General features: G+C 72.4%; 16 protein-coding genes. 12 read left to right on the top strand and 4 right to left on the bottom strand.

The genetic code is table 11. The annotated features are described in order from the left end of the window. Positions 1-51: 51 nt before the first annotated feature. The 3 genes from OG766_RS09020 (at position 52) to OG766_RS09010 (ending at position 2,144) form a co-directional block, all read left to right on the top strand. The gene (locus tag OG766_RS09020) at positions 52-591 is read left to right on the top strand and encodes an SAV_6107 family HEPN domain-containing protein (protein WP_266374839.1); all 540 of its coding nucleotides are present in this window, start codon (positions 52-54) and stop codon (positions 589-591) included. 93 nt (positions 592-684) lie between these two features. Further along, positions 685-1,473: a methyltransferase gene (locus OG766_RS09015; protein WP_266374840.1), complete on the top strand. Its 789-nt coding sequence runs from the start codon at positions 685-687 to the stop codon at positions 1,471-1,473. 281 nt (positions 1,474-1,754) lie between these two features. Continuing rightward, entirely contained in the window at positions 1,755-2,144 is a 390-nt protein-coding gene (locus OG766_RS09010; protein ID WP_266374841.1) for a DUF3040 domain-containing protein, read from the top strand. A gap of 166 nt (positions 2,145-2,310) precedes the next feature. Here OG766_RS09010 and OG766_RS09005 read toward each other — a convergent pair whose 3' ends face one another. The 4 genes from OG766_RS09005 to OG766_RS08990 all read right to left on the bottom strand — a co-directional run bounded on the left by OG766_RS09005 (position 2,311) and on the right by OG766_RS08990 (position 8,004). Further along, entirely contained in the window at positions 2,311-4,728 is a 2,418-nt protein-coding gene (locus OG766_RS09005) for a transglutaminase family protein (RefSeq protein WP_266374842.1), read from the bottom strand. Further along, the gene (locus OG766_RS09000) at positions 4,725-6,074 is read right to left on the bottom strand and encodes a DUF58 domain-containing protein (protein WP_266374843.1); all 1,350 of its coding nucleotides are present in this window, start codon (positions 6,072-6,074) and stop codon (positions 4,725-4,727) included. The genes OG766_RS09005 and OG766_RS09000 overlap by 4 nt, the downstream gene beginning before the upstream one ends. After that, the gene (locus OG766_RS08995) at positions 6,074-7,126 is read right to left on the bottom strand and encodes an AAA family ATPase (RefSeq protein ID WP_266374844.1); all 1,053 of its coding nucleotides are present in this window, start codon (positions 7,124-7,126) and stop codon (positions 6,074-6,076) included. Before OG766_RS08995 ends, OG766_RS09000 begins: the two co-directional genes overlap by 1 nt. 335 nt (positions 7,127-7,461) lie before the next feature. Beyond that, positions 7,462-8,004 (bottom strand): beta-class carbonic anhydrase, encoded by a 543-nt coding sequence (locus tag OG766_RS08990; RefSeq protein ID WP_266374845.1) that lies wholly within the window; start codon positions 8,002-8,004, stop codon positions 7,462-7,464. A gap of 308 nt (positions 8,005-8,312) precedes the next feature. Here OG766_RS08990 and rsmH point away from each other — a divergent pair, with 308 nt between their 5' ends. From rsmH to murG, 9 genes are all read left to right on the top strand, one after another. Beyond that, the gene (gene rsmH, locus OG766_RS08985) at positions 8,313-9,290 is read left to right on the top strand and encodes a 16S rRNA (cytosine(1402)-N(4))-methyltransferase RsmH (protein WP_266374846.1); all 978 of its coding nucleotides are present in this window, start codon (positions 8,313-8,315) and stop codon (positions 9,288-9,290) included. Positions 9,291-9,350: 60 nt separating this feature from the next. Beyond that, on the top strand, positions 9,351-9,905 hold the full coding sequence (locus tag OG766_RS08980; protein WP_423247021.1) for an FtsB family cell division protein: 555 nt from the start codon (positions 9,351-9,353) through the stop codon (positions 9,903-9,905). 4 nt (positions 9,906-9,909) lie between these two features. Further along, positions 9,910-11,859 (top strand): peptidoglycan D,D-transpeptidase FtsI family protein, encoded by a 1,950-nt coding sequence (locus OG766_RS08975; protein WP_266374847.1) that lies wholly within the window; start codon positions 9,910-9,912, stop codon positions 11,857-11,859. Between the two features lie 17 nt (positions 11,860-11,876). Continuing rightward, the gene (locus OG766_RS08970; protein WP_443045466.1) at positions 11,877-13,532 is read left to right on the top strand and encodes a UDP-N-acetylmuramoyl-L-alanyl-D-glutamate--2,6-diaminopimelate ligase; all 1,656 of its coding nucleotides are present in this window, start codon (positions 11,877-11,879) and stop codon (positions 13,530-13,532) included. Then, positions 13,529-14,965 (top strand): UDP-N-acetylmuramoyl-tripeptide--D-alanyl-D-alanine ligase, encoded by a 1,437-nt coding sequence (locus OG766_RS08965; protein WP_266374849.1) that lies wholly within the window; start codon positions 13,529-13,531, stop codon positions 14,963-14,965. The genes OG766_RS08970 and OG766_RS08965 overlap by 4 nt, the downstream gene beginning before the upstream one ends. Next, positions 14,962-16,032 (top strand): phospho-N-acetylmuramoyl-pentapeptide-transferase, encoded by a 1,071-nt coding sequence (mraY, locus tag OG766_RS08960; protein ID WP_266374850.1) that lies wholly within the window; start codon positions 14,962-14,964, stop codon positions 16,030-16,032. Before OG766_RS08965 ends, mraY begins: the two co-directional genes overlap by 4 nt. Then, positions 16,029-17,447, top strand: a complete 1,419-nt coding sequence (murD, locus tag OG766_RS08955; protein ID WP_266374852.1) for a UDP-N-acetylmuramoyl-L-alanine--D-glutamate ligase — start codon at positions 16,029-16,031, stop codon at positions 17,445-17,447. Before mraY ends, murD begins: the two co-directional genes overlap by 4 nt. A 423-nt stretch (positions 17,448-17,870) precedes the next feature. Continuing rightward, on the top strand, positions 17,871-19,214 hold the full coding sequence (gene ftsW / locus OG766_RS08950; RefSeq protein ID WP_266378118.1) for a putative lipid II flippase FtsW: 1,344 nt from the start codon (positions 17,871-17,873) through the stop codon (positions 19,212-19,214). A 6-nt stretch (positions 19,215-19,220) separates the two neighbouring features. Continuing rightward, complete coding sequence (murG, locus tag OG766_RS08945) at positions 19,221-20,309, top strand: undecaprenyldiphospho-muramoylpentapeptide beta-N-acetylglucosaminyltransferase (protein WP_266374854.1); 1,089 nt, start codon at positions 19,221-19,223, stop codon at positions 20,307-20,309. Positions 20,310-20,326 lie beyond the last annotated feature (17 nt).

The following is a 20,326-nucleotide window of genomic DNA, read 5'->3' as shown; positions in this document are numbered from 1 at the left end:
GGATGGGCACAGACGGCCGGAATGCCGTCACCCGACGACAGGAGGTTCGTCATGGCCAGCTCGTACGCCGCTGCAGCACGCCGGCTCCGCGCAGGCGGCCCTGCCCCCTCACTGACCGGTCCCGCGAGCGATGTCCACCCCGTGCTGCGGCGGTCCTCCGCGCCGCCCGCCGCACTCGATCTGCTCGGCCAGGCGCGGGCGGGCCTCGAAGAGGCCGCCACCCTGGAAACGCCCAACGAGCGGTATGCCACCGCCCATCTCGCCGCGCTGCGCACCGCGGCGGCCGTACTCGCCGCCCGAGGCCGGCCCGAGACCAGCCCGCGCCGCCGGGCACGCATACGGTCCGCCTGGGAGGTGCTCCCCGAGATCGCCCCGGAGCTCACCGAGTGGAGCGCGCTCTTCGCCTCCGGCGCCGTGCGCAGGGCGCGCGCCGAGGCGGGTATCCAGGGGGCTGCCGGCAGCCGTGACGCCGACGATCTGATCCGCGACGCGGCCATGTTCCTGCGCCTGGTGGAGCGGCTGCTGGTGCTCCAGCCGGTCCTGCCGCAGCCCAGGCCCGAGCAGCCGGGGACGGGGGATGCCGTGGGATGACGGGGACGCCGGGCGGAGGCAATAGGGTGGAGCGAGCCTGCACCGTTCACGCCCCGTCAGCAGGGGCGGCACCGCGCCGAGGAGTCAACTGCCGTGTCGGACCAGAAGCCCCCCGTACGGCTTCGCCGTGGGGAGACCCCTTCCCGCGCCTCCCTCCGGACCGCCGTGGTCCAGGACGTCCTCAAGGACGCGCTCGACCGGCGGGTCAAGGCGACCGGGCGGGACTCGCTGGACGTCCTCGACACCGGCGGCGGCTCCGGTCACTTCGCGGTGCCCGCCGCCCGCCTCGGCCACCGCGTCACCGTGGTCGACCCCAGCCCCAACGCGCTGTTCGCGCTGGAGCGCCGGGCCGCCGAGGCCGGGGTCGCCGACCGGGTGCGCGGAGTCCAGGGCGATGTGCACGGCCTGTTCGAGGTCGTGGAGCGTGGCGGCTTCGACGCCGTGCTGGTCCATGGCGTGCTGGAGTACGTCGAGGACCCCGCCGAGGGCGTGCGCAACGCGGTGGAGGCACTGCGTCCGGGAGGGGCGCTCAGCCTGCTCGCCGCCGGGCTCGGCGGCGCCGTGCTCGCCAGGGCCCTGGCCGGGCACTTCACCGAGGCCCGGCAGGCGCTCGGCGACCCGGCGGGCCGCTGGGGCGAGGGCGACCCGGTGCCGCACCGCTTCACCGCCGAGCAGCTCACCGAACTGGCCGCCGGCGCGGGTCTGGAGATCCGCTCCGTGCACGGCGTCAGGGTCTTCGCCGACCTCGTTCCGGGCGTCCTCGTGGACACCGAGCCGGGCGCTCTGGACGCCCTGCTGCAGCTGGAGGAGGCCGCCGCCGAGCTGCCCGCGTTCCATGCGATCGCGACACAGCTCCACGTACTGGGCGAGAAGCACGGCTGAGCCACCGGCACCGTGCCGCCGCCGCACCGCTGATCAGCGACGCAGCAGCAGATGGAGTACGCCACAGGACGCCCGCTCGGGGCGTCCGCCCCGTATGATCGGGGGACACCATCCGGCATGACGGACAGGCGGTTGGGGAATCTACGCCTCAGCAGTCGATCCGGCATGGCGGCCCCGAAGGGCAATCGGGCAGCGGGCGGGTTTCACGGGGGCGATTCCCTGCCTATCCTGAAAGGGCCGCATACCGGTCGCCCCCAGCGACCGACGACTAGGAGGACTCCGTGCCGCTCTCGGAGCACGAGCAGCGAATGCTCGAGCAGATGGAGCGAGCGCTGTACGCCGAAGATCCCAAGTTCGCGACAGCGCTTGAGGGAAGCGGGCTGCGTACGTACACCCGGCGACGGGTCTACCAGGCGGTCGCCGGCTTCCTGGTGGGTATCGCGCTCCTCATGGCCGGAATGGTCGCCCAGCAGATCTGGATCAGCGTGGTGGGTTTTCTCGTCATGCTCGGCTGTGCGGTCCTGGCGGTCACCGGCTGGCGCAAGGCGCCCAAGCCGGGTGAGCAAAGCCCTGGGGCTCAGGCCACGAGCCGACAGCCCAAGCAGCGCCGGTCAATGATGAACCGGATCGAGCAGCGGTGGCAGCGTCGCCGCGACGAGCAGGGCCACTGAGCCCTTTGTGACCTTCGCCGACCAAGCACTCTGATACGGGTGACCTCACCCGTATCGAGGTCTCACCCGTTTCGCGTGACCTCACGTTCAGGCACCCGGAGCCGATCCCGAACGGGCCGGCCGGGCAGGATCGCGTCCCGCCCGGCCCCTACGGCCCTACCGCTTCTCAGCCGCGCTGCTGTGACTGCCTGCGCACCTGGGCGAGCCAGCGGTCCGTGATCCGGCGACGGGCGGCGGTCCCACGGTCCGTCAGCGTGCTCCAGCGCTCCGAGGACGCCCACACGACGCGCACGGCCGAGCGCGGCAGGAACAGGGCCCGCAGCCGGGCACCGCGGCCCGCCTGGGCGGACAGGCCCGCCCGGATCCGTCCGGCGTCCTCGGCCAGACCGGTCCCGGGCAGCGGACGCGGCGCGTACAGGATCTGCTCCACCGCGTGGGCCACCCGGTGGACCGAGTCCGCGGGCTCGCCTTCCAGACGGCCGAGCCGCACGATGCGGGCGGCCGCCCTGCGCGGCGACAGCGACTCGTCCGGCAGGATGCCGTAGTCCCACGCCGTGTCGCCGATCTCCAGCCAGGTCGTCAGCGTCCGGGCGGCGGCCTCCTCGGGCGTACGCCCGTCGGAACCCAGCCGGACGGCTCGCACTCGCAGCCGCCACAGCATCGGCAGCAGCGGTACGAGCAGCACACCGGCGCCCACCGCGATCCACAGCAGGACGGTGGGCAGCGACGGCCCTCCGCCGCCGGCCACCGACACGTCCTCCGGCGCCTGTGCTCCGCACTCGCCGAGCCGCCGCTCCTGCGGAGAACAGTCGGCAGATTGCGACGGGGCGACCGGCACGGCCACGGACGCGCTCGCCTCCGGCTCGGCCGGGCTGGACGGACCGCCCGACGGAGTGCTCGCACGGGTGTAGTCGGGCGCGCTGCCCCGCGTCGGTGTCGGCTCGAACCTGGTCCACCCCACACCCTCGAAGTACAACTCCGGCCAGGCGTGGGCGTCCTGGTTGCTGACCGACATCGCTCCGCCCGTCGCGGGCGAACCGGGCGTGAAGCCCACGGCGACCCGCGCCGGTATCCCCAGCGTCCGCGCCATCGCGGCCATGGAGAACGAGAAGTGGATGCAGAACCCTTCCTTGTTCTTGAGGAAGCGGGAGATCGCCTGGGCACCGCCGCCCGACTCCACCTGGGTGTCGTAGGTGAAACCGCCGTCCACGGCGAACCAGTCCTGGAGCTTCACCGCCCGCTCGTAGTCGTTCGCCGCGCCCTTCGTCACCCGGAGCGCGGTGGCCGGCACGTCGGCCGGCAGGGCATCGGGCACCTTCGTGTACTCCTCGAGCACCGACGCGGGCGCCTTCGGTGCTCCGGCGAGCTGCTCCGCGGTGGGCTTCACCTGCAGGCTCGTGACCGAGTACTGCAGCCCGCCGGTCGTCTGCCCGCGGTCGCCGACGATGGTCCGCCGGGCCGGGTCGAAGCGCCAGTTCCCGTCCACGGCCACGTTCGTCGCCGGATACGGCATCGGCAGCCAGCCCTGCTTGTAGGCACCGGCGGCGGAGATGTTCGTCCTGATCTCCGTCGTGCCGACACCGCTGCCCAGGCCCTCCGGCTGGGGGAGCCGCTCCGGGATGTCCGTGACCTTGCGCACCGAGAACTTCCACGCCCCGCCGTCGAACTGGTCCAGCGCCATGATCCGCAGATACATGTCGCCGGTGGCGTCCGCGTTGGTCTTGTACTTCAGCCACTCGCGGCTCTCGGGCTGGTTGAGGCTGTCCTGCAGCGTCACCACCGGGTTGACCGCGTTGATCGTGCCGCCGCCCGTGCCCGTACCCGAACCGCCGCCGTCCTCTCCCAGCAGCCCGCTGCCCAGCGCCGGGAACGCGGCGTGGGCGGCCAGGGCGACGCCGAGGGCGGCCGCACCGATCCGTCGGCCGGTGCGCAGCGGCGCCCGGGCGGCTCCGCCCCCCGGCTCGAAGCCGGCCGCACCGCGCGGGGGCGCGCCGCCGAAGACCCGGCCCCACTGGGACAGCCGGTCCCGGCCCTCGGCCAGCAGAAGCAGCAGATAGCCCGAGGCCGCCGGCAGGAACCACCACCAGCCGGACCCGCCGCCGGACAGCCCGGCGGCCACCGAGTACAGCGCGAGCAGCGGCAGACCCGCGGGAGCGGCGCTGCGGTACGTCACCGCGAGGGCGTCCACCGACAGGCCGATCAGCAGCACTCCGCCGATCAGCATCAGCTTGATGCCGTCGGTCGCCGGCGCCGGGATCGCGTACCGGCCGACGTCCTGGGAGCCCGTGGACAGCAGCTCGCCGAACCGGGCGAAGGCATCGGGCCCCGGCAGCAGTCCGATCAGCGCCTGCTCCCGGGCGAAGACCAGCGTGAGCATCAGCAGGGCCAGCACCGCCTGGGCCGCCACCGTCAGCGGCCGCGCCAGGGGCACCCGACGCGCCAGTGCGCCGGCCCCGGCGACCAGCGCCAGCAGGACCGCGGCCTGCAGCAGCCACACCCAGGGATCGACCAGCGGGATCATGGCGCCCGCCGCCATCAGCGTGGCGGCATAGGCGCACAGGGCGAGCCTTCCGCGACCGCTCATGACCATCCCCCGGAAGCAACCGTCGCACCGGCGGCGGACCCGGTCCGTTCGCGTGCGGCCTGCTGCCACAGCTCGGGCAGCGCGGCCCCGGGCCGGACGGGCACCGCCGTCCATCCCGCCTCGCGCAGCCGGCGCAGCCGCCCCTCGACCACGTCGTCCACCGCCCCGCCCGTCACCCACACACCGCTGTCCAGGACGAACGCGACGGCGGCGCCGCTGCGCTGCCGCATCCGGGCCGTCACCACCGTCTGCTCCTCGTCCATGTCGCCGAAGAAGGCGACCAGCAGCCCTTCGTTACCGCCGCGCAGCACGTCATAGGCGCGCGCCAGTCCCGCGCCGTCCGAGTGGTCCACGACCGCGAGGGCGTCCAGCATCAGCCCGGCCGACTCCGCGGACTCCTGGGTGGATCCGGCGAAACCCTCCCCGCCGTCGCCCGGCACCGAGGTCCCGGTGTCCGTCAGCAGGCGCGCCGAGAAACCCCGCTCCAGCATGTGCACCAGCACGGAGGCCGCGCCCGACACCGCCCACTCGAAGGCCGAGTCGGGGCCCGCGCCCTGGTAGGCGCCACGGCGGGTGTCCAGCAGGACCGTGCATCTCGCCCGCTGCGGCTGCTCCTCGCGGCGCACCATCAGCTCGCCGTAGCGCGCGGTGGAACGCCAGTGGACCCGGCGCAGATCGTCCCCGTGCCGGTAGGTCCGGGGAATGATGTCGTCGTCACCGGCCAGGGCCAGCGAGCGCTGCCGTCCGTCGCCGTACCCCATGGCCTCGCCGGACAGCCGCACCGGCGGCAGCGGCTCGGTCCGCGGGATGACGGTCAGCGTGTCGTACGCGCTGAAGGAGCGGGTCAGTTCGCACATGCCGAACGGGTCGCTGAGCCGCAGCTGCAGCGGGCCGAGCGGATACCGCCCGCGCAGATCCGAGCGGACCCGGTACGACACCTCCCGGCGGCCGCCCGGCTCCACCCGGTCCAGCACGAAGCGGGGCCGCGGCCCCAGCACGTACGGCACGTGGTCCTGGAGCATCAGCAGACCCGTGGGCATCCGCGAGACGTTGTCCATCCGCAGATGCACCCGGGCCTCGGAGCCGGCCGGTGCCCGGGACGGGAACAGCCGGCGGCTGCCCGCCACCCGGTAGCGCGTGCGGTACAGCACGGCCACGCAGATCAGCGGCAGCACGGCGAGCAGCAGCCCGACCCGGAGCAGATCGCTCTGCCCCAGCACCACGGCGCACACCGCCGCGGCCACACCGGCGGCCAGGAAGGAGCGGCCGCGCGTGGTCAGGCCGCCGAGAGCCGCCCGCAGACCGCCTTTGTCCTCACCGCCGGCGGCAGGGCTCCCGGCCGCCATCAGAGCCGCCGGGCGCCGGGCCGCTGCTGGCCGTAGGCCGGGCTGCCGGGCACCTGGCGGGGCGCCGTGCCGTATCCGCTGTCGTTGCCCGACGTGGGTACGGGCGTGCGCTGGACGATCTCCAGCACGACCTGCTCGGCGGTACGGCGGTTCAGCTGGGCCTGGGCCGTGGGCAGCAGCCGGTGCGCGAGCACCGGCCCCGCGAGCGACTGCACATCGTCCGGCAGCGCGTAGTCCCGGCCGGACAGCGCGGCCGAGGCCTTCGCCGCCCGCAGCAGATGCAGAGTGGCGCGCGGCGAGGCACCCAGCCTGAGGTCCGCGTGGTTGCGCGTGGCGGAGACCAGCTCCACCGCGTACCGCCGCACGGAGTCGGCGACATGGACCGTGCGCACCGCGTCGATCAGCTTCACGATGTCATGGGCGTGCGCCGCGGGCTGGAGGTCGTCGAGCGGCGACACCGAGCCGTGCACGTCGAGCATCTGCAGCTCGGCCTCCGGCGTCGGATAGCCCATCGACACCCGGGCCATGAAGCGGTCGCGCTGCGCCTCGGGCAGCGGATACGTGCCCTCCATCTCCACCGGGTTCTGCGTGGCCACCACCATGAAGGGGCTGGGCAGTTCGTACGTCTGCCCGTCGATGGTGACCTGCCGCTCCTCCATGGACTCCAGCAGCGCGGACTGCGTCTTGGGCGACGCGCGGTTGATCTCGTCGCCGATCACGATCTGCGCGAAGATCGCGCCCGGCTTGAACTCGAAGTCCCGCCGCTGCTGGTCGTAGATCGACACACCCGTGATGTCCGAGGGCAGCAGGTCCGGCGTGAACTGGATACGCCGGACCGAGCAGTCGATGGATCGCGCCAGCGCCTTGGCCAGCATCGTCTTGCCGACGCCCGGAACATCCTCGATGAGCAGATGTCCCTCGGCGAGCAGCACGGTCAGCGAGAGCCGTACGACCTCAGGCTTGCCCTCGATCACACCCTCCACCGACCTGCGGACACGCTCCGCTGTGGTGGTCAGATCTGTGAGGCTCGCTCGATCGTCATAGGTCGTCACCCGGCCCTCCTCGGCCCGTTCCATGGACCGGTGCGCTGCTTACGGCACGGCCCACTCCGAAACACGGACACCGCCCGCGGTCGGTTCCGCGGAGGTGTCACACCCGCATTCTTGTTGGCGGTACCGCTTCGTGTCACTCGCCTGTGGATAAGTGGGTGCCATATGTCGGAAGTTGCCGTGTTTGGCTGCTCACGGAGAGCTGTGATCCGCCCCACGCCGCCCCACGCCGGCCCACGCCGCCCCACGCCGGCCCACGCCGCCCCACGCCGCCCCACGCCGGCCCACGCCGTCCCGCGCCGCCCGCACGCGGCCCTGTGCCGCGCCGTGCGATCGGTTCAGGCGGCCGGGTCGATCTCCCGCAGCAGGCCCGTGGTGACGTCGAAGACGAAGCCGCGGACGTCTTCGGTGTGCAGCAGGAACGGCGAGGTGCGCACGCGCTGCATCGACTGCCGCACGTCCTGGTCGACATCGCGGAACGCCTCGACCGCCCAGGCCGGCCGCTGCCCCACCTCGTCCTCCAGCTCGTGCCGGAAGTCCTCGGTCAGGCTCTCCAGACCGCAGCCGGTGTGGTGGATGAGGATGACGCTGCGGGTGCCGAGCGCGCGCTGGCTGATGGTCAGGGAGCGGATCACGTCGTCGGTGACCACCCCGCCCGCGTTGCGGATGGTGTGGCAGTCGCCGAGTTCCAGGCCCAGGGCCGCGTGCAGATCGAGCCGGGCGTCCATGCAGGCCACCACGGCGACCTGGAGCACCGGCCGGGCGTCCATCCCGGGGTCGGTGAACTTCGACGCGTAGCGCTGGTTCGCTTCGATGAGCCGCTCGGTGACGGTTCCGTTCGAGACGGCGGGTTCGGCGGGGAGGTGCGCGGAGGTCGACATGTCTACGACGGTAATGGTCACGAGCCCGCGAAGCCCGCTGTGAGAGCGGACAAAGAACGTCAACGAGGCTTGTTGTGAGCTAACCCACAGGCGGGCACGGGCGGGGTCCGTTCGGGTGAGTCGTTCGCTCCCCGGAACCGGCGACGGCCGCCGGTGCGACGCGCCAGCCGGTTGATTGACCGGCACGACCTGTGGACTAAAGTGACGCGCAGTTCACGGACACATCCTGCACATTTCGCGATCTCCCGCGCGTGCGGCAAACGAACGTCCGGCCCGGCCACCGCCCGCGCCGGACCTGAGAGGGCGCATTGAGCCAGCGACACGTCCCGGTGATGCTCCAGCGGTGCCTGGACCTGCTGGCGCCCGCCCTGGAGCAGCCCGGGACCGGCCCCGCCGAAGACCGGGGCCCCGTGGTCGTCGACTGCACCCTCGGCCTCGGTGGACACAGCGAGGCACTGCTCACCAGGTTCCCCGGCGTACGGCTCGTCGCGCTCGACCGGGACAAGGAGGCGCTGCGGCTGTCCGGCGAGCGGCTCGCTTCCTTCGGTGACCGCGCCACCCTCGTGCACGCCGTCTACGACGAGCTGCCCGACGTCCTCGACCGGCTCGGCATCCCCGCCGTCCAGGGCGTCCTCTTCGACCTCGGTGTCTCCTCCATGCAGCTCGACGAGGCCGACCGCGGCTTCGCCTACGCCCAGGACGCCCCGCTCGACATGCGCATGGACCAGACGACGGGGGTCAGCGCCGCCGAGGTCCTCAACACCTACCCGCCCGGTGAGCTGGTGCGGATCCTGCGCGCCTACGGCGAGGAGAAGCAGGCCAAGCGGATCGTGGCGGCGGTCGTACGGGAGCGGGACAAGGAGCCCTTCTCCAACAGCGCCCGGCTCGTCGAACTGATCCGTGACGCGCTCCCGCAGGCGGCGAAGCGCACCGGCGGCAACCCCGCCAAGCGCACCTTCCAGGCCCTGCGCATCGAGGTCAACGGCGAGCTGACGGTCCTGGAACGCGCCGTCCCGGCGGCGGTGAAGGCCCTCGCCGTCGGTGGCCGGATCGCGGTCCTCTCCTACCACTCGCTGGAGGACCGGCTGGTCAAGCAGGTCTTCGCGGAAGGCGCCGCGAGCACGGCACCGCCCGGACTGCCCGTCGTCCCCGAGCGCTACCAGCCGCGGCTGAAGCTCCTCACCCGCGGCGCCGAACTCCCCACGGAGGAAGAGGTCGCCGAGAACCGCCGGGCCGCGCCCGCGAGGCTGCGCGGCGCCGAGCGGATCCGGGAGGACGTGCGGTGACGGCGGCCGCGGCGAGGGAGAGCGATCGGTGACAGCAGCCGCGGAGAGGGAGGGCGAGCGGTGAGGAAGGCCGCCGGACAGCTCAGGGGACGCGCCGCGCGGCTCGCACGGTTCATGCCGTCCGGACCGAGCACCGCAGCCCGTACCCCCTTCGTCCTGCTCGTCGTCGTGCTGCTCGGCGGCGGACTGATCTCCCTGCTGCTCCTCAACACCTCGCTCAACGAGGGTTCCTTCAAGCTGAGCGAGCTCAGGAAGAAGACCACCGAACTCACCGACCAGGAGCAGGCGCTCCAGCGGGACGTGGACGGCCGTTCCGCTCCCGACGCGCTGGAGCGGCGGGCCCGGGAACTCGGCATGGTGCCCGGTGGCGGCCCCGCCTTCCTCGGGCCGGACGGCACGGTCCGCGGCGTGCCGAAGAGGGCGACCGCCGACCCGTCCGCCGTACGGCGTCCCGCGCCGCCGCCCGCATCGGCCACGCCCGCACCGGCGGCGACGCCACCGCCCGCGTCCGGCGCCCCCGCCCCGCCGCCCGCATCGGGTGCCCAGAAGCCGCCCTCCGCGCAGCCGCCCGTGTCCGGTGCGCCGACGCCGCCCCCCACGACCCCCGGCAGGTGACGCAGTGCCACCCCAGGAACCACCGCGGCGCCGTGTGCCGGGCCCCGCACGTCCCGGCAGGCCCGCGGGCCGCGGCCGTCCCGCCGCGCGCCGCCCCGGCAGGACCGCGGCGCCCGGCCGGATCAGGCTCGGCAACCCCCGGCCCCGGCTGCGGCTCGTCAGCCTCGCCCTCACCCTCGTCATGCTGGCGTTCGTGGTCCGGCTGCTGCAGGTGCAGGCCGTCGACGCCGGTACGTACGCGGCCAAGGCGGAGAAGAACCGCTACCTGAGCCACAAGCTGGCGGCCGAGCGCGGCAGGATCACCGACCGTTCCGGGATCGCCCTGGCCACCAGCGTGGACGCGTACGACATCACCGCCGACCCGAAGATGTTCACGCCCGAGGAGAGCAAGGCCCCGGACGCGCCCGAGCAGGCCGCCGCGCTGCTCGCGCCGATCGTCGGCGAGGACGCCGCCGAGCTGGCGAACAAGCTCAAGGCGCCCAAGTCCCGCTACACCGTCCTGGCCCGCCGTCAGATGCCGCAGGTCTGGAAGCAGATCCAGGACCTCAAGAGCGTCTTCGCCGAGAAGGCCGCGGCGGACCGGGCCGCGGGCGGCCCCGGCGCCAACGTCCTCGCGGGCGTCTTCCAGGAGACCAGCAGCAAACGCGTCTACCCCAACGGCGATCTCGCCGCCGGGATACTGGGTTACGTCAACGCCGACGGCCGCGGCGCCGGCGGCCTGGAGTCCATGCTCGACAAGGAGCTGGCGGGCGAGGACGGCAGCATCACCTACGCCCAGTCCGGCGGCCGCCGGGTGCCCACCGCCGGAAGCCGCGAGACGCCCGCCGTCCCCGGCTCCGACATCGAGCTCACCATCGACCGCGACCTCCAGTGGGCCGCCCAGCGGGCGATCAGCCAGCAGGTGGAGAAGTCCAAGGCGGACCGCGGCTACGTGGTCGTGCAGAACACCAGGACCGGCGAGGTGCTGGCCATGGCCAACGCCCCGGGCTTCAACCCCAACGACATCTCCCGGGCCAACGCCGCCGCCATGGGCAACGCCGCCCTCCAGGACGTGTACGAACCGGGGTCCACCAGCAAGGTCATGTCCATGGCCGCGGTCCTGGAGGAACAGGCCGCGACGCCCGCCACCCATGTCACCGTCCCCAACCGGCTCCACCGCGGCGACCGGCTCTTCAAGGACGACATCGACCACCCCACCTGGTACCTGACGCTCAACGGCGTCCTCGCCAAGTCCAGCAACATCGGCACCATCCTGGCGACCGGACAGCTCGGCAAGACCCAGACGCAGGCCAACCGGGTCCTCTACTCGTACCTGCGCAAGTTCGGCATCGGCAGCCCGACCGGGCTCGGCTACCCCGGTGAGACCGCCGGCATCCTCGCCAAGCCCCAGGACTGGTCGACCTCGCAGCAGTACACGATCCCGTTCGGCCAGGGCCTGTCGATCAACGCCATGCAGGCGGCCTCGGTCTACTCGACCATCGCCAACGGCGGCGTACGCATCGAACCCACCCTGGTCCGCGGCACCAAGGGCCCCGACGGCCGCTTCGCCCCGGCCCCCGCCCCCGAGACGACCCGCGTGGTCAGCGAGAAGACCGCCAAGACCCTCGCCACCATGCTCGAATCGGTCGTCGGCGACGAGGAGGGCACCGGCACCAAGGCCCGGATCCCCGGCTACCGCGTCGCCGGCAAGACCGGCACGGCGAACAGGGTCGACCCGGAACTCGGCCGCTACCGGGGCTACACCGCCTCCTTCGCGGGCTTCGCGCCCGCCGACAAGCCGCAGATCACCGTCTACTGCGCCATCCAGAACCCCACCAAGGGCAGCTATTTTGGCGGCCAGATCTGCGGACCCATCTACAAGAAGGTCATGGAGTTCGCGCTCAAGACCCTGCAGGTCGCGCCGACCGGCAACGCCCCCGCCCGGCTGCCGGTCACGTTCGAACCCGGCGCGTGACCCCGGAGGAACAGCCAGTGAGAACGATCACGTCCGATTCCGGGAACCAGGTGCCGGGCGCCACCTCATTTAGCGCCCGTCCCGGTACGCCCGGTACGCTCACCGCCGTGCCACAAGCTGATCAGTACCGAACCGCCCCACCCCGTCCGGCCGAGGTCCGTGCGACCGACCTCGCAGAGCTGGCCGCCCGGCTGGGGGTAGAGCCCCCGGGCTCCGGCGCGGTCACCGGCATCACGCACGACTCCCGGGCCGTGCGCCCCGGGGACGTGTACGCCGCGCTGCCCGGTGCCCGGCTGCACGGCGCCGACTACGTCGCCCAGGCGAAGGACCTCGGCGCGGTCGCGATCCTCACCGACCCGACGGGTGCCGACCGCGCCGCCGCGACCGGACTGCCGGTGCTCGTCACCGAGAACCCGCGCGGCCGGATGGGCGAGCTCGCCGCCGACATCTACGGACGGCCCGGCGAGGGCCTGCTGCAGATCGGCATCACCGGCACCTCCGGCAAGACCACCACGGCCTACCTCATCGAGGGCGGGCTGCGCGGCGCCGGACACCGCACCGGGCTGATCGGCACCGTCGAGATGCGCATCGAGGACGAGCGCATCAAGTCGGAGCGCACCACGCCCGAAGCCACCGATCTGCAGGCGCTGTTCGCGGTGATGCGCGAGCGCGGCGTCGAATCGGTCGCGATGGAGGTGTCCAGCCACGCGCTGGTCCTCGGCCGCGTCGACGGCTGCGTCTTCGACGTCGCCGTCTTCAACAACCTCACGCCGGAGCACATGGAGTTCCACTCCGGCATGGAGGACTACTTCCAGGCCAAGGCCCAGCTGTTCACGCCGGCCCGCGCCCGGCGCGGCGTCGTCAACCTCGACGACGAGTACGGCCGGCGCCTCGTGGCGGAGGCCGGGATCCCGGTGGTGAGCTTCTCGGCGGAGGGCCACCCCGACGCCGACTGGCGGGCCGAGGACGTCGAAGTGGGCCCGCTGGGCTCCACGTTCACCGTCGTCGGCCCGGGAGGCGAGCGGGTACGCGCCGAGGCGCCGCTGCCCGGCCCGTTCAACGTCGCCAACACCCTCGCCGCGATCGTCACCCTCGCCGTCGCCGGGATCGATCCCCAGACCGCGGCCGACGGTGTCGCCGCGGTGCCCGGCGTGCCCGGGCGGCTGGAGCGCGTCGACGCCGGCCAGCCGTACCTCGCGGTGGTCGACTACGCGCACAAGACGGACGCCGTCGAATCGGTTCTCCGCTCGCTGCGCAAGGTCACCCAGGGCAAGCTGCACATCGTGCTCGGCTGCGGCGGGGACCGCGACCGCACCAAGCGCGGCCCGATGGGTGCCGCCGCCGCCCGCTTCGCCGACACCGCGTTGCTGACCTCGGACAACCCCCGCTCCGAGGACCCCCTCGCGATCATCGCCGCGATGCTCGCGGGCGCCGCCGAGGTGCCCGCCCACGAGCGCGGCGACGTCCTGGTCGACGCGGACCGCGCCGCGGCCATCAGCGCGGCCGTCGCCCGCGCGGAGGCCGGTGACACCGTGCTGATCGCCGGCAAGGGACATGAGCAGGGTCAGGACATCGCCGGAGTGGTCCGCCCCTTCGACGACCGCCAGGTGCTGCGCGAAGCGATCGAACACAGCCGCAAGACGTCACATGAACAGTCAGGGATGAAGCATTGATCGCCCTCTCCCTCGCCGAGATCGCCGAAATCGTCGGCGGGCGGCCGTACGACATACCGGATCCGTCCGTGCGCGTCACGGGACCCGTCGTCCGGGACTCCCGTGAGATCGAGTCCGGCAGCCTCTTCGCCGCCTTCGTCGGCGAGCGGGTCGACGGGCACGACTACGCCGCGGACGTGGTCGCCGCGGGCGCGGTCGCCGTACTGGCCTCGCGTCCCGTCGGCGTCCCCGCGATCGTCGTCGACGACGTCCGAGCGGCGCTCGGCGCACTGGCACGCGCCGTCGTCAAGCGGCTCGGCGCGACCCTCGTCGCGCTCACCGGCTCCGCCGGCAAGACCAGCACCAAGGACCTCATCGCACAGGTGCTGCAGCGCAAGGCGCCGACCGTCTGGACCCCCGGCTCCCTCAACAACGAGATCGGCCTGCCGCTGACCGCGCTGAGCGCCACCGAGGAGACCAGGTTCCTGGTCCTGGAGATGGGCGCCCGCGGCATCGGCCACATCCGCTACCTCGCCGGTCTCACCCCGCCGCGCGTCGGCGTCGTGCTCAACGTCGGCACCGCCCACATCGGCGAGTTCGGCGGCCGCGAGCAGATCGCCGAGGCCAAGGGCGAGCTCGTCGAGTCGCTGCCCGCCGCCGAAGCGGGCGGGGTGGCCGTCCTCAACGCCGACGACCCGCTCGTACGCGCCATGGCCTCCCGCACGAAGGCACGCGTCGTGTTCTTCGGTGAGTCGGACGAAGCGGACGTACGCGCCGAGAACGTCCGGCTGATGCCGAGCGGACAGCCCGCATTCCGCCTTCGCACACCCTCCGGGTGCAGCGACGTGACCCTGCGGCTGTACGGTGAGCACCACGTGTCGAACGCGCTCGCCGCGGCCGCCGTCGCCCATGAGCTGGGCATGTCCGTCGACGAGATCGCCACCGCGCTCTCGGAGGCCGGCACCCTCTCCCGCTGGCGTATGGAGGTCACCGAGCGAACGGACGGCGTGACGGTCGTCAACGACGCCTACAACGCGAACCCCGAGTCCATGCGAGCCGCCCTGCGTGCGCTCGCGGCCATGGGCGCGGCCGCCCAGGCCGCCGGGGGACGCACGTGGGCGGTGCTCGGCCCGATGGCCGAGCTCGGGGGCGAGTCGCTGGCCGAGCACGACGCGGTCGGACGGCTCGCCGTCCGGCTCAACGTCAGCAAGCTCGTCGCAGTCGGGGGCAGGGAAGCGTCCTGGTTGCAACTGGGCGCCTATAACGAGGGTTCGTGGGGTGAGGAGTCGGTGCACGTGTCCGACACGCAGGCGGCGGTCGAACTGTTGCGCAGAGAGCTGCGCCCGGGAGACGTCGTGCTGGTGAAGGCTTCCAGGTCGGCCGGGCTCGAGCGGATCGCCGAGGCGCTGCTCGCCGGCACCGACGGCTCCGAGGGGCAGGTCACCGGCCGATGAGGCAGATCCTCTTCGCGGGGGCCATCGGCCTCTTTCTGACGCTCATCGGCACCCCGCTGCTGATCAAGCTGCTGGCCCGCAAGGGATACGGGCAGTTCATCCGCGACGACGGCCCGCGCAGCCACGGCAGCAAGAAGGGCACGCCCACCATGGGCGGCATCGCCTTCATCCTGGCCACGCTGATCGCGTACGCCCTCACCAAGGTGATCACCGGAGAGGACCCGACGTTCTCGGGTGTGCTGGTGCTCTTCCTCATGGCGGGCATGGGCCTGGTCGGCTTCCTCGACGACTACATCAAGATCGTCAAGCAGCGGTCGCTGGGTCTGCGGGCCAAGGCGAAGATGGCCGGCCAGCTGATCGTCGGTATCGCCTTCGCGGTGCTTGCGCTGCAGTTCGCCGACATCCGCGGGCAGACCCCGGCCTCCACCAAGCTGTCGTTCGTCACCGACTTCGGCTGGTCGATCGGCCCGGTGCTGTTCGTGATCTGGGCGCTGTTCATGATCCTTGCGATGTCGAACGGCGTGAACCTGACCGACGGTCTGGACGGTCTGGCCACCGGCGCCTCCGTGATGGTCTTCGGTGCGTACACCTTCATCGGGCTCTGGCAGTTCCAGGAGTCCTGCGCCAACGCGATGACGCTGACGAACCCCAACGCCTGCTTCGAGGTGCGCGATCCGCTCGACCTCGCGGTCGTCGCCTCCGCGCTGATGGGCGCCTGCTTCGGCTTCCTGTGGTGGAACACCTCGCCCGCCAAGATCTTCATGGGTGACACCGGCTCGCTCGCGCTCGGCGGCGCGCTCGCCGGCCTCGCGATCTGCTCGCGCACGGAGCTGCTGCTCGCGCTCCTCGGCGGTCTGTTCGTCCTCATCACCATGTCCGTGGTCATCCAGGTCGGCTCCTTCCGGCTCACCGGGAAGCGCGTCTTCCGGATGGCCCCGCTGCAGCACCACTTCGAACTCAAGGGGTGGTCGGAAGTCCTTGTGGTGGTCCGTTTCTGGATCATTCAGGGCATGTGCGTCATCGTGGGTCTGGGACTCTTCTACGCGGGCTGGGCGGCCGACAAGTGACCACGCGGGACTGGCAGGGCAAGCGCGTCACCGTCGCCGGGCTGGGCGTGAGCGGCATTCCGGCCGCCCGCGTCCTGCACGGCCTCGGCGCGATCGTCACGGTCGTCAACGACGGCGACGACGAGCGCGCGAAGGCGCAGGCGGCGGAGCTGGAGGCGGCGGGCATCACCGTCCGCCTCGGCGACGGTGCCACCCTGCCGGCGGGCACCGAGCTGATCGTCACGGCGCCCGGCTGGAAGCCCGACAAGCCCCTGTTCGCCGCCGCCGCCGAGGCGGGCGTCGAGATCTGGGGAGACGTCGAACTGGCCTGGCGGCTGCGCGGTCCCGGCGCGGCTCCCTGGCTCGCGGTCACCGGCACCAACGGCAAGACCACGACGGTCCGTATGCTCGCCTCGATCCTGGAGGCGGCGGGCCTGAGGACGGCGGCCGTCGGCAACATCGGCGTCTCGCTGCTGGACGCCGTACTGGGCGACGAGACGTACGACGTCCTCGCCGTCGAGCTGTCCAGCTACCAGCTGCACTGGGCGCCCTCACTGCGCGCCCACTCCGCCGTCGTGCTCAACCTCGCGCCCGACCACCTCGACTGGCACGGCTCCATGGAGGCGTACGCCGCCGACAAGGGCCGCATCTACGAGGGCAACACGGTCGCCTGCGTCTACAACGTGGCCGACCCCGCCACCGAGGACCTGGTCCGCGAGGCCGACGTCGAGGAGGGCTGCCGCGCGATCGGTTTCACCCTCGGCACCCCCGGACCCTCGCAGCTGGGTGTCGTGGACGGCATCCTCGTGGACCGCGCGTTCGTCGAGAACCGGCAGAAGCAGGCCCAGGAGCTGGCCGAGGTCTCCGACGTCAACCCGCCCGCCCCGCACAACATCGCCAACGCCCTCGCCGCGGCCGCGCTGGCCCGTGCCTACGGTGTCGAGCCCGCCGCCGTGCGGGACGGACTGCGGGCCTTCCGGCCCGACGCGCACCGCATCGAGTACGTGGACGAGGTCGACGGCGTCGCGTACGTGGACGACTCCAAGGCCACCAACACCCATGCCACGGAAGCCTCCTTGGCGTCGTACGACCCGATCGTCTGGATCGCGGGCGGCCTCGCCAAGGGTGCGACGTTCGACGACCTCGTCGAGAAGTCGGCGAAGAGACTGCGCGGCGTCGTGCTCATCGGCGCGGACCGGGCGCTGATCGCCGAAGCCCTGACGCGACACGCGCCCGAGGTCCCGGTGGTCGACCTCGACCGGACCGACACTGGGGCGATGTCGGCGGCGGTCCGCGAAGCGGCACGGCTCGCGCGGCCGGGGGACACGGTTCTGCTGGCTCCCGCCTGCGCCTCGATGGACATGTTCGTCAACTACAACAAGCGAGGCGAGGCCTTCGCGGACGCGGTCCGCGCCCTCGCCGCCGAACGCGCCTGACCGGCCCTGGCCCCGCCGCCACGATCCGGCGGCGTCGGCCACGACTGGAGGGGACAGCGAACCATGCCACCCGACGCCACCGCCGCGCCTTCCCATCGCCGGGACTCCGCCGCGGACCCCGCGCCCCGAACTCACCCTGCACCCAAGGGCGTGGAGGGACCTCCGGTGGGCGGCCCGGAGCACCCGGCCCGTCCGGCGTCCGGTGACGCGGCCGAGGGCCGTACGAGGGCCTGGGGCCCCGCTCCCGACGAGGCGGAGCCGTACGTCGAGCGAGCCGGGACAGGGGTGCCTCCCGGGCGAAGCCCCGGGGGACGGCGGACGGGAGAAACGCTCGCCTCCGCCCTCCGTCGCGCGCTGCTGCCCGCGCCCGCCTCCGTGCTCGGCCGCGCGCTGCTGCCCGCGCCCGCCTTCGCCTTCGCCGGGATGCCCGGCCTGGCCCTGCGCAGCGGGGCCGCGGGACGGCCCGGAGCGCGCCGGCCGGACGCCGCCCGCGCCGGGGCCCGCACGGGCGGCGCCCCGCGTCCGCCCCGCGGCGGCACGGTCCGCCGTGCCTACGAGCAGGCCCGCCGGGCCTGGGACCGGCCGCTCACCGCGTACTACGTGATCCTCGGCGCGGGACTGCTGATCACCGTGCTCGGCCTGGTCATGGTCTACTCCGCCTCGATGATCACCGCGCTGAACTACTCGCGGCCCTCCTCGTACTTCTTCCGCAAGCAGTTCCTGGCCGCCGTCATCGGCGGCGGACTGCTCCTGCTCGCCTCCCGGATGCCGATCAAGCTCCACCGCGCGCTCGCCTATCCCATCCTCGTGGTCAGCGCCTTCCTGATGGTGCTCGTGCAGGTTCCGGGGATAGGGCAGTCCGTCAACGGCAACCAGAACTGGATCTCGCTCGGCGGCCCCTTCCAGCTGCAGCCCAGCGAGTTCGGCAAGCTCGCCCTGATCCTCTGGGGCGCCGACCTGCTCGCCCGCAAGCAGGACAAACGGCTGCTCACGCAGTGGAAGCACCTGCTCGTCCCCCTGGTCCCCGTCGCCTTCATGCTGCTCGGGCTGATCATGCTCGGCGGTGACATGGGCACCGCCATCATCCTGGCCGCGATCCTCTTCGGGCTGCTGTGGCTGGCGGGTGCTCCGACCAGGCTGTTCGTCGGCGTCCTGTCCGTCGCCACGGTGATCGGCACCATCCTGATCAAGACCAGTGAGAACCGTATGGCACGGTTCCAGTGCGTCGGCGCCACCGACCCCGGCCCCGACGACCACTGCTGGCAGGCCGTGCACGGGATCTATGCCCTCGCCTCCGGCGGATGGTTCGGATCCGGCATCGGGGCCAGTGTGGAAAAATGGGGCCAACTCCCGGAAGCCCACACCGACTTCATCTTCGCCATCACCGGGGAGGAACTGGGTCTGGCGGGGACACTGTCGGTGCTCGCTCTCTTCGCGGCTCTAGGCTATGCGGGTATCCGCGTGGCCGGACGCACGGAGGACCCCTTCGTGAGGTACGCCGCGGGAGGTGTGACCACCTGGATCACGGCCCAGGCCGTGGTCAACATCGGTGCGGTGCTCGGTCTGCTGCCGATCGCCGGTGTCCCCCTCCCGCTGTTCTCCTACGGAGGGTCGGCCCTGCTGCCGACCATGTTCGCCGTGGGACTGCTGATCGCCTTCGCGCGAGAGGATCCCGCGGCGAAGGCGGCGCTGGCCGTGCGGAGGCCCGGGGTGAGATGGAAGACGATGAGACGGCGCGTCAAGGAACGTCCGTCCGGAGAGCGGTGAATTTCGGTGCATGTCGTACTCGCCGGCGGGGGGACCGCCGGCCACATCGAGCCCGCGCTCGCCCTCGCGGACGCCCTGCGGAGGCAGGATCCGACCGTGGGTATCACGGCCCTCGGAACAGAGCGCGGTCTGGAGACCAGGCTCGTTCCCGAGCGTGGCTACGATCTGGCCCTGATCCCCGCCGTACCGCTGCCCCGCAAGCCCACGCCCGAGCTGATCACCGTCCCGGGACGGCTGCGCGGCACGATCAAGGCCGCGGAGCAGATCCTGGAGCACACGAAGGCCGACGCCGTCGTCGGCTTCGGCGGCTATGTCGCGCTGCCCGGCTATCTCGCCGCCAAGCGCCTCGGTGTGCCGATCGTCGTCCACGAGGCCAACGCCCGCCCGGGCCTGGCCAACAAGATCGGCTCGCGGTACGCCGCGGCTGTCGCCGTCTCGACGCCCGACAGCAAGCTGCGGGGCGCCCGCTACATCGGCATCCCGCTGCGCCGCTCCATCGCCACCCTCGACCGGGCCCGCGTCCGGCCCGAGGCGCGCGCCGCGTTCGGTCTCGACCCCAACCTGCCGACGCTGCTGGTCTCCGGCGGCTCGCAGGGCGCCCGCCGCCTCAACGAGGTGGTCGAGCAGGTCGCTCCGCTGCTCCAACGCTCCGGCATCCAGATCCTGCACGTGGTCGGCCCGAAGAACGAACTGCCGCGCGCGGACAACATGCCGGGAATGCCGCCGTACATCCCGGTACCGTACGTGGACCGGATGGATCTCGCGTACGCCGCGGCCGACATGATGCTCTGCCGGGCGGGCGCCATGACCGTCGCCGAACTCTCCGCCGTCGGGCTGCCCGCCGCCTACGTACCGCTGCCGATCGGCAACGGCGAACAGCGGCTGAACGCCCAGCCGGTGGTGAAGGCCGGCGGTGGACTGCTGGTCGACGACGCCGAACTGACCCCCCAGTGGGTCCAGGGCCACGTGCTCCCGGTGCTCGCCGATCCGCACCGGCTGTACGAGATGTCCCGCGCGGCCGCCGAGTTCGGCCGCCGGGACGCAGACGATCTGCTTGTCGGAATGGTGTATGAGGCGATCGCCTCACGCCGATAGGCACGGCGAAGGGCAGG

Source organism: Streptomyces sp. NBC_00259 (assembly GCF_036181745.1).
GTDB lineage: Bacteria > Actinomycetota > Actinomycetes > Streptomycetales > Streptomycetaceae > Streptomyces > Streptomyces pratisoli.
Note: the sequence above shows the minus strand (reverse complement) of the source record. Positions and strands in the feature narration are given on the sequence as shown.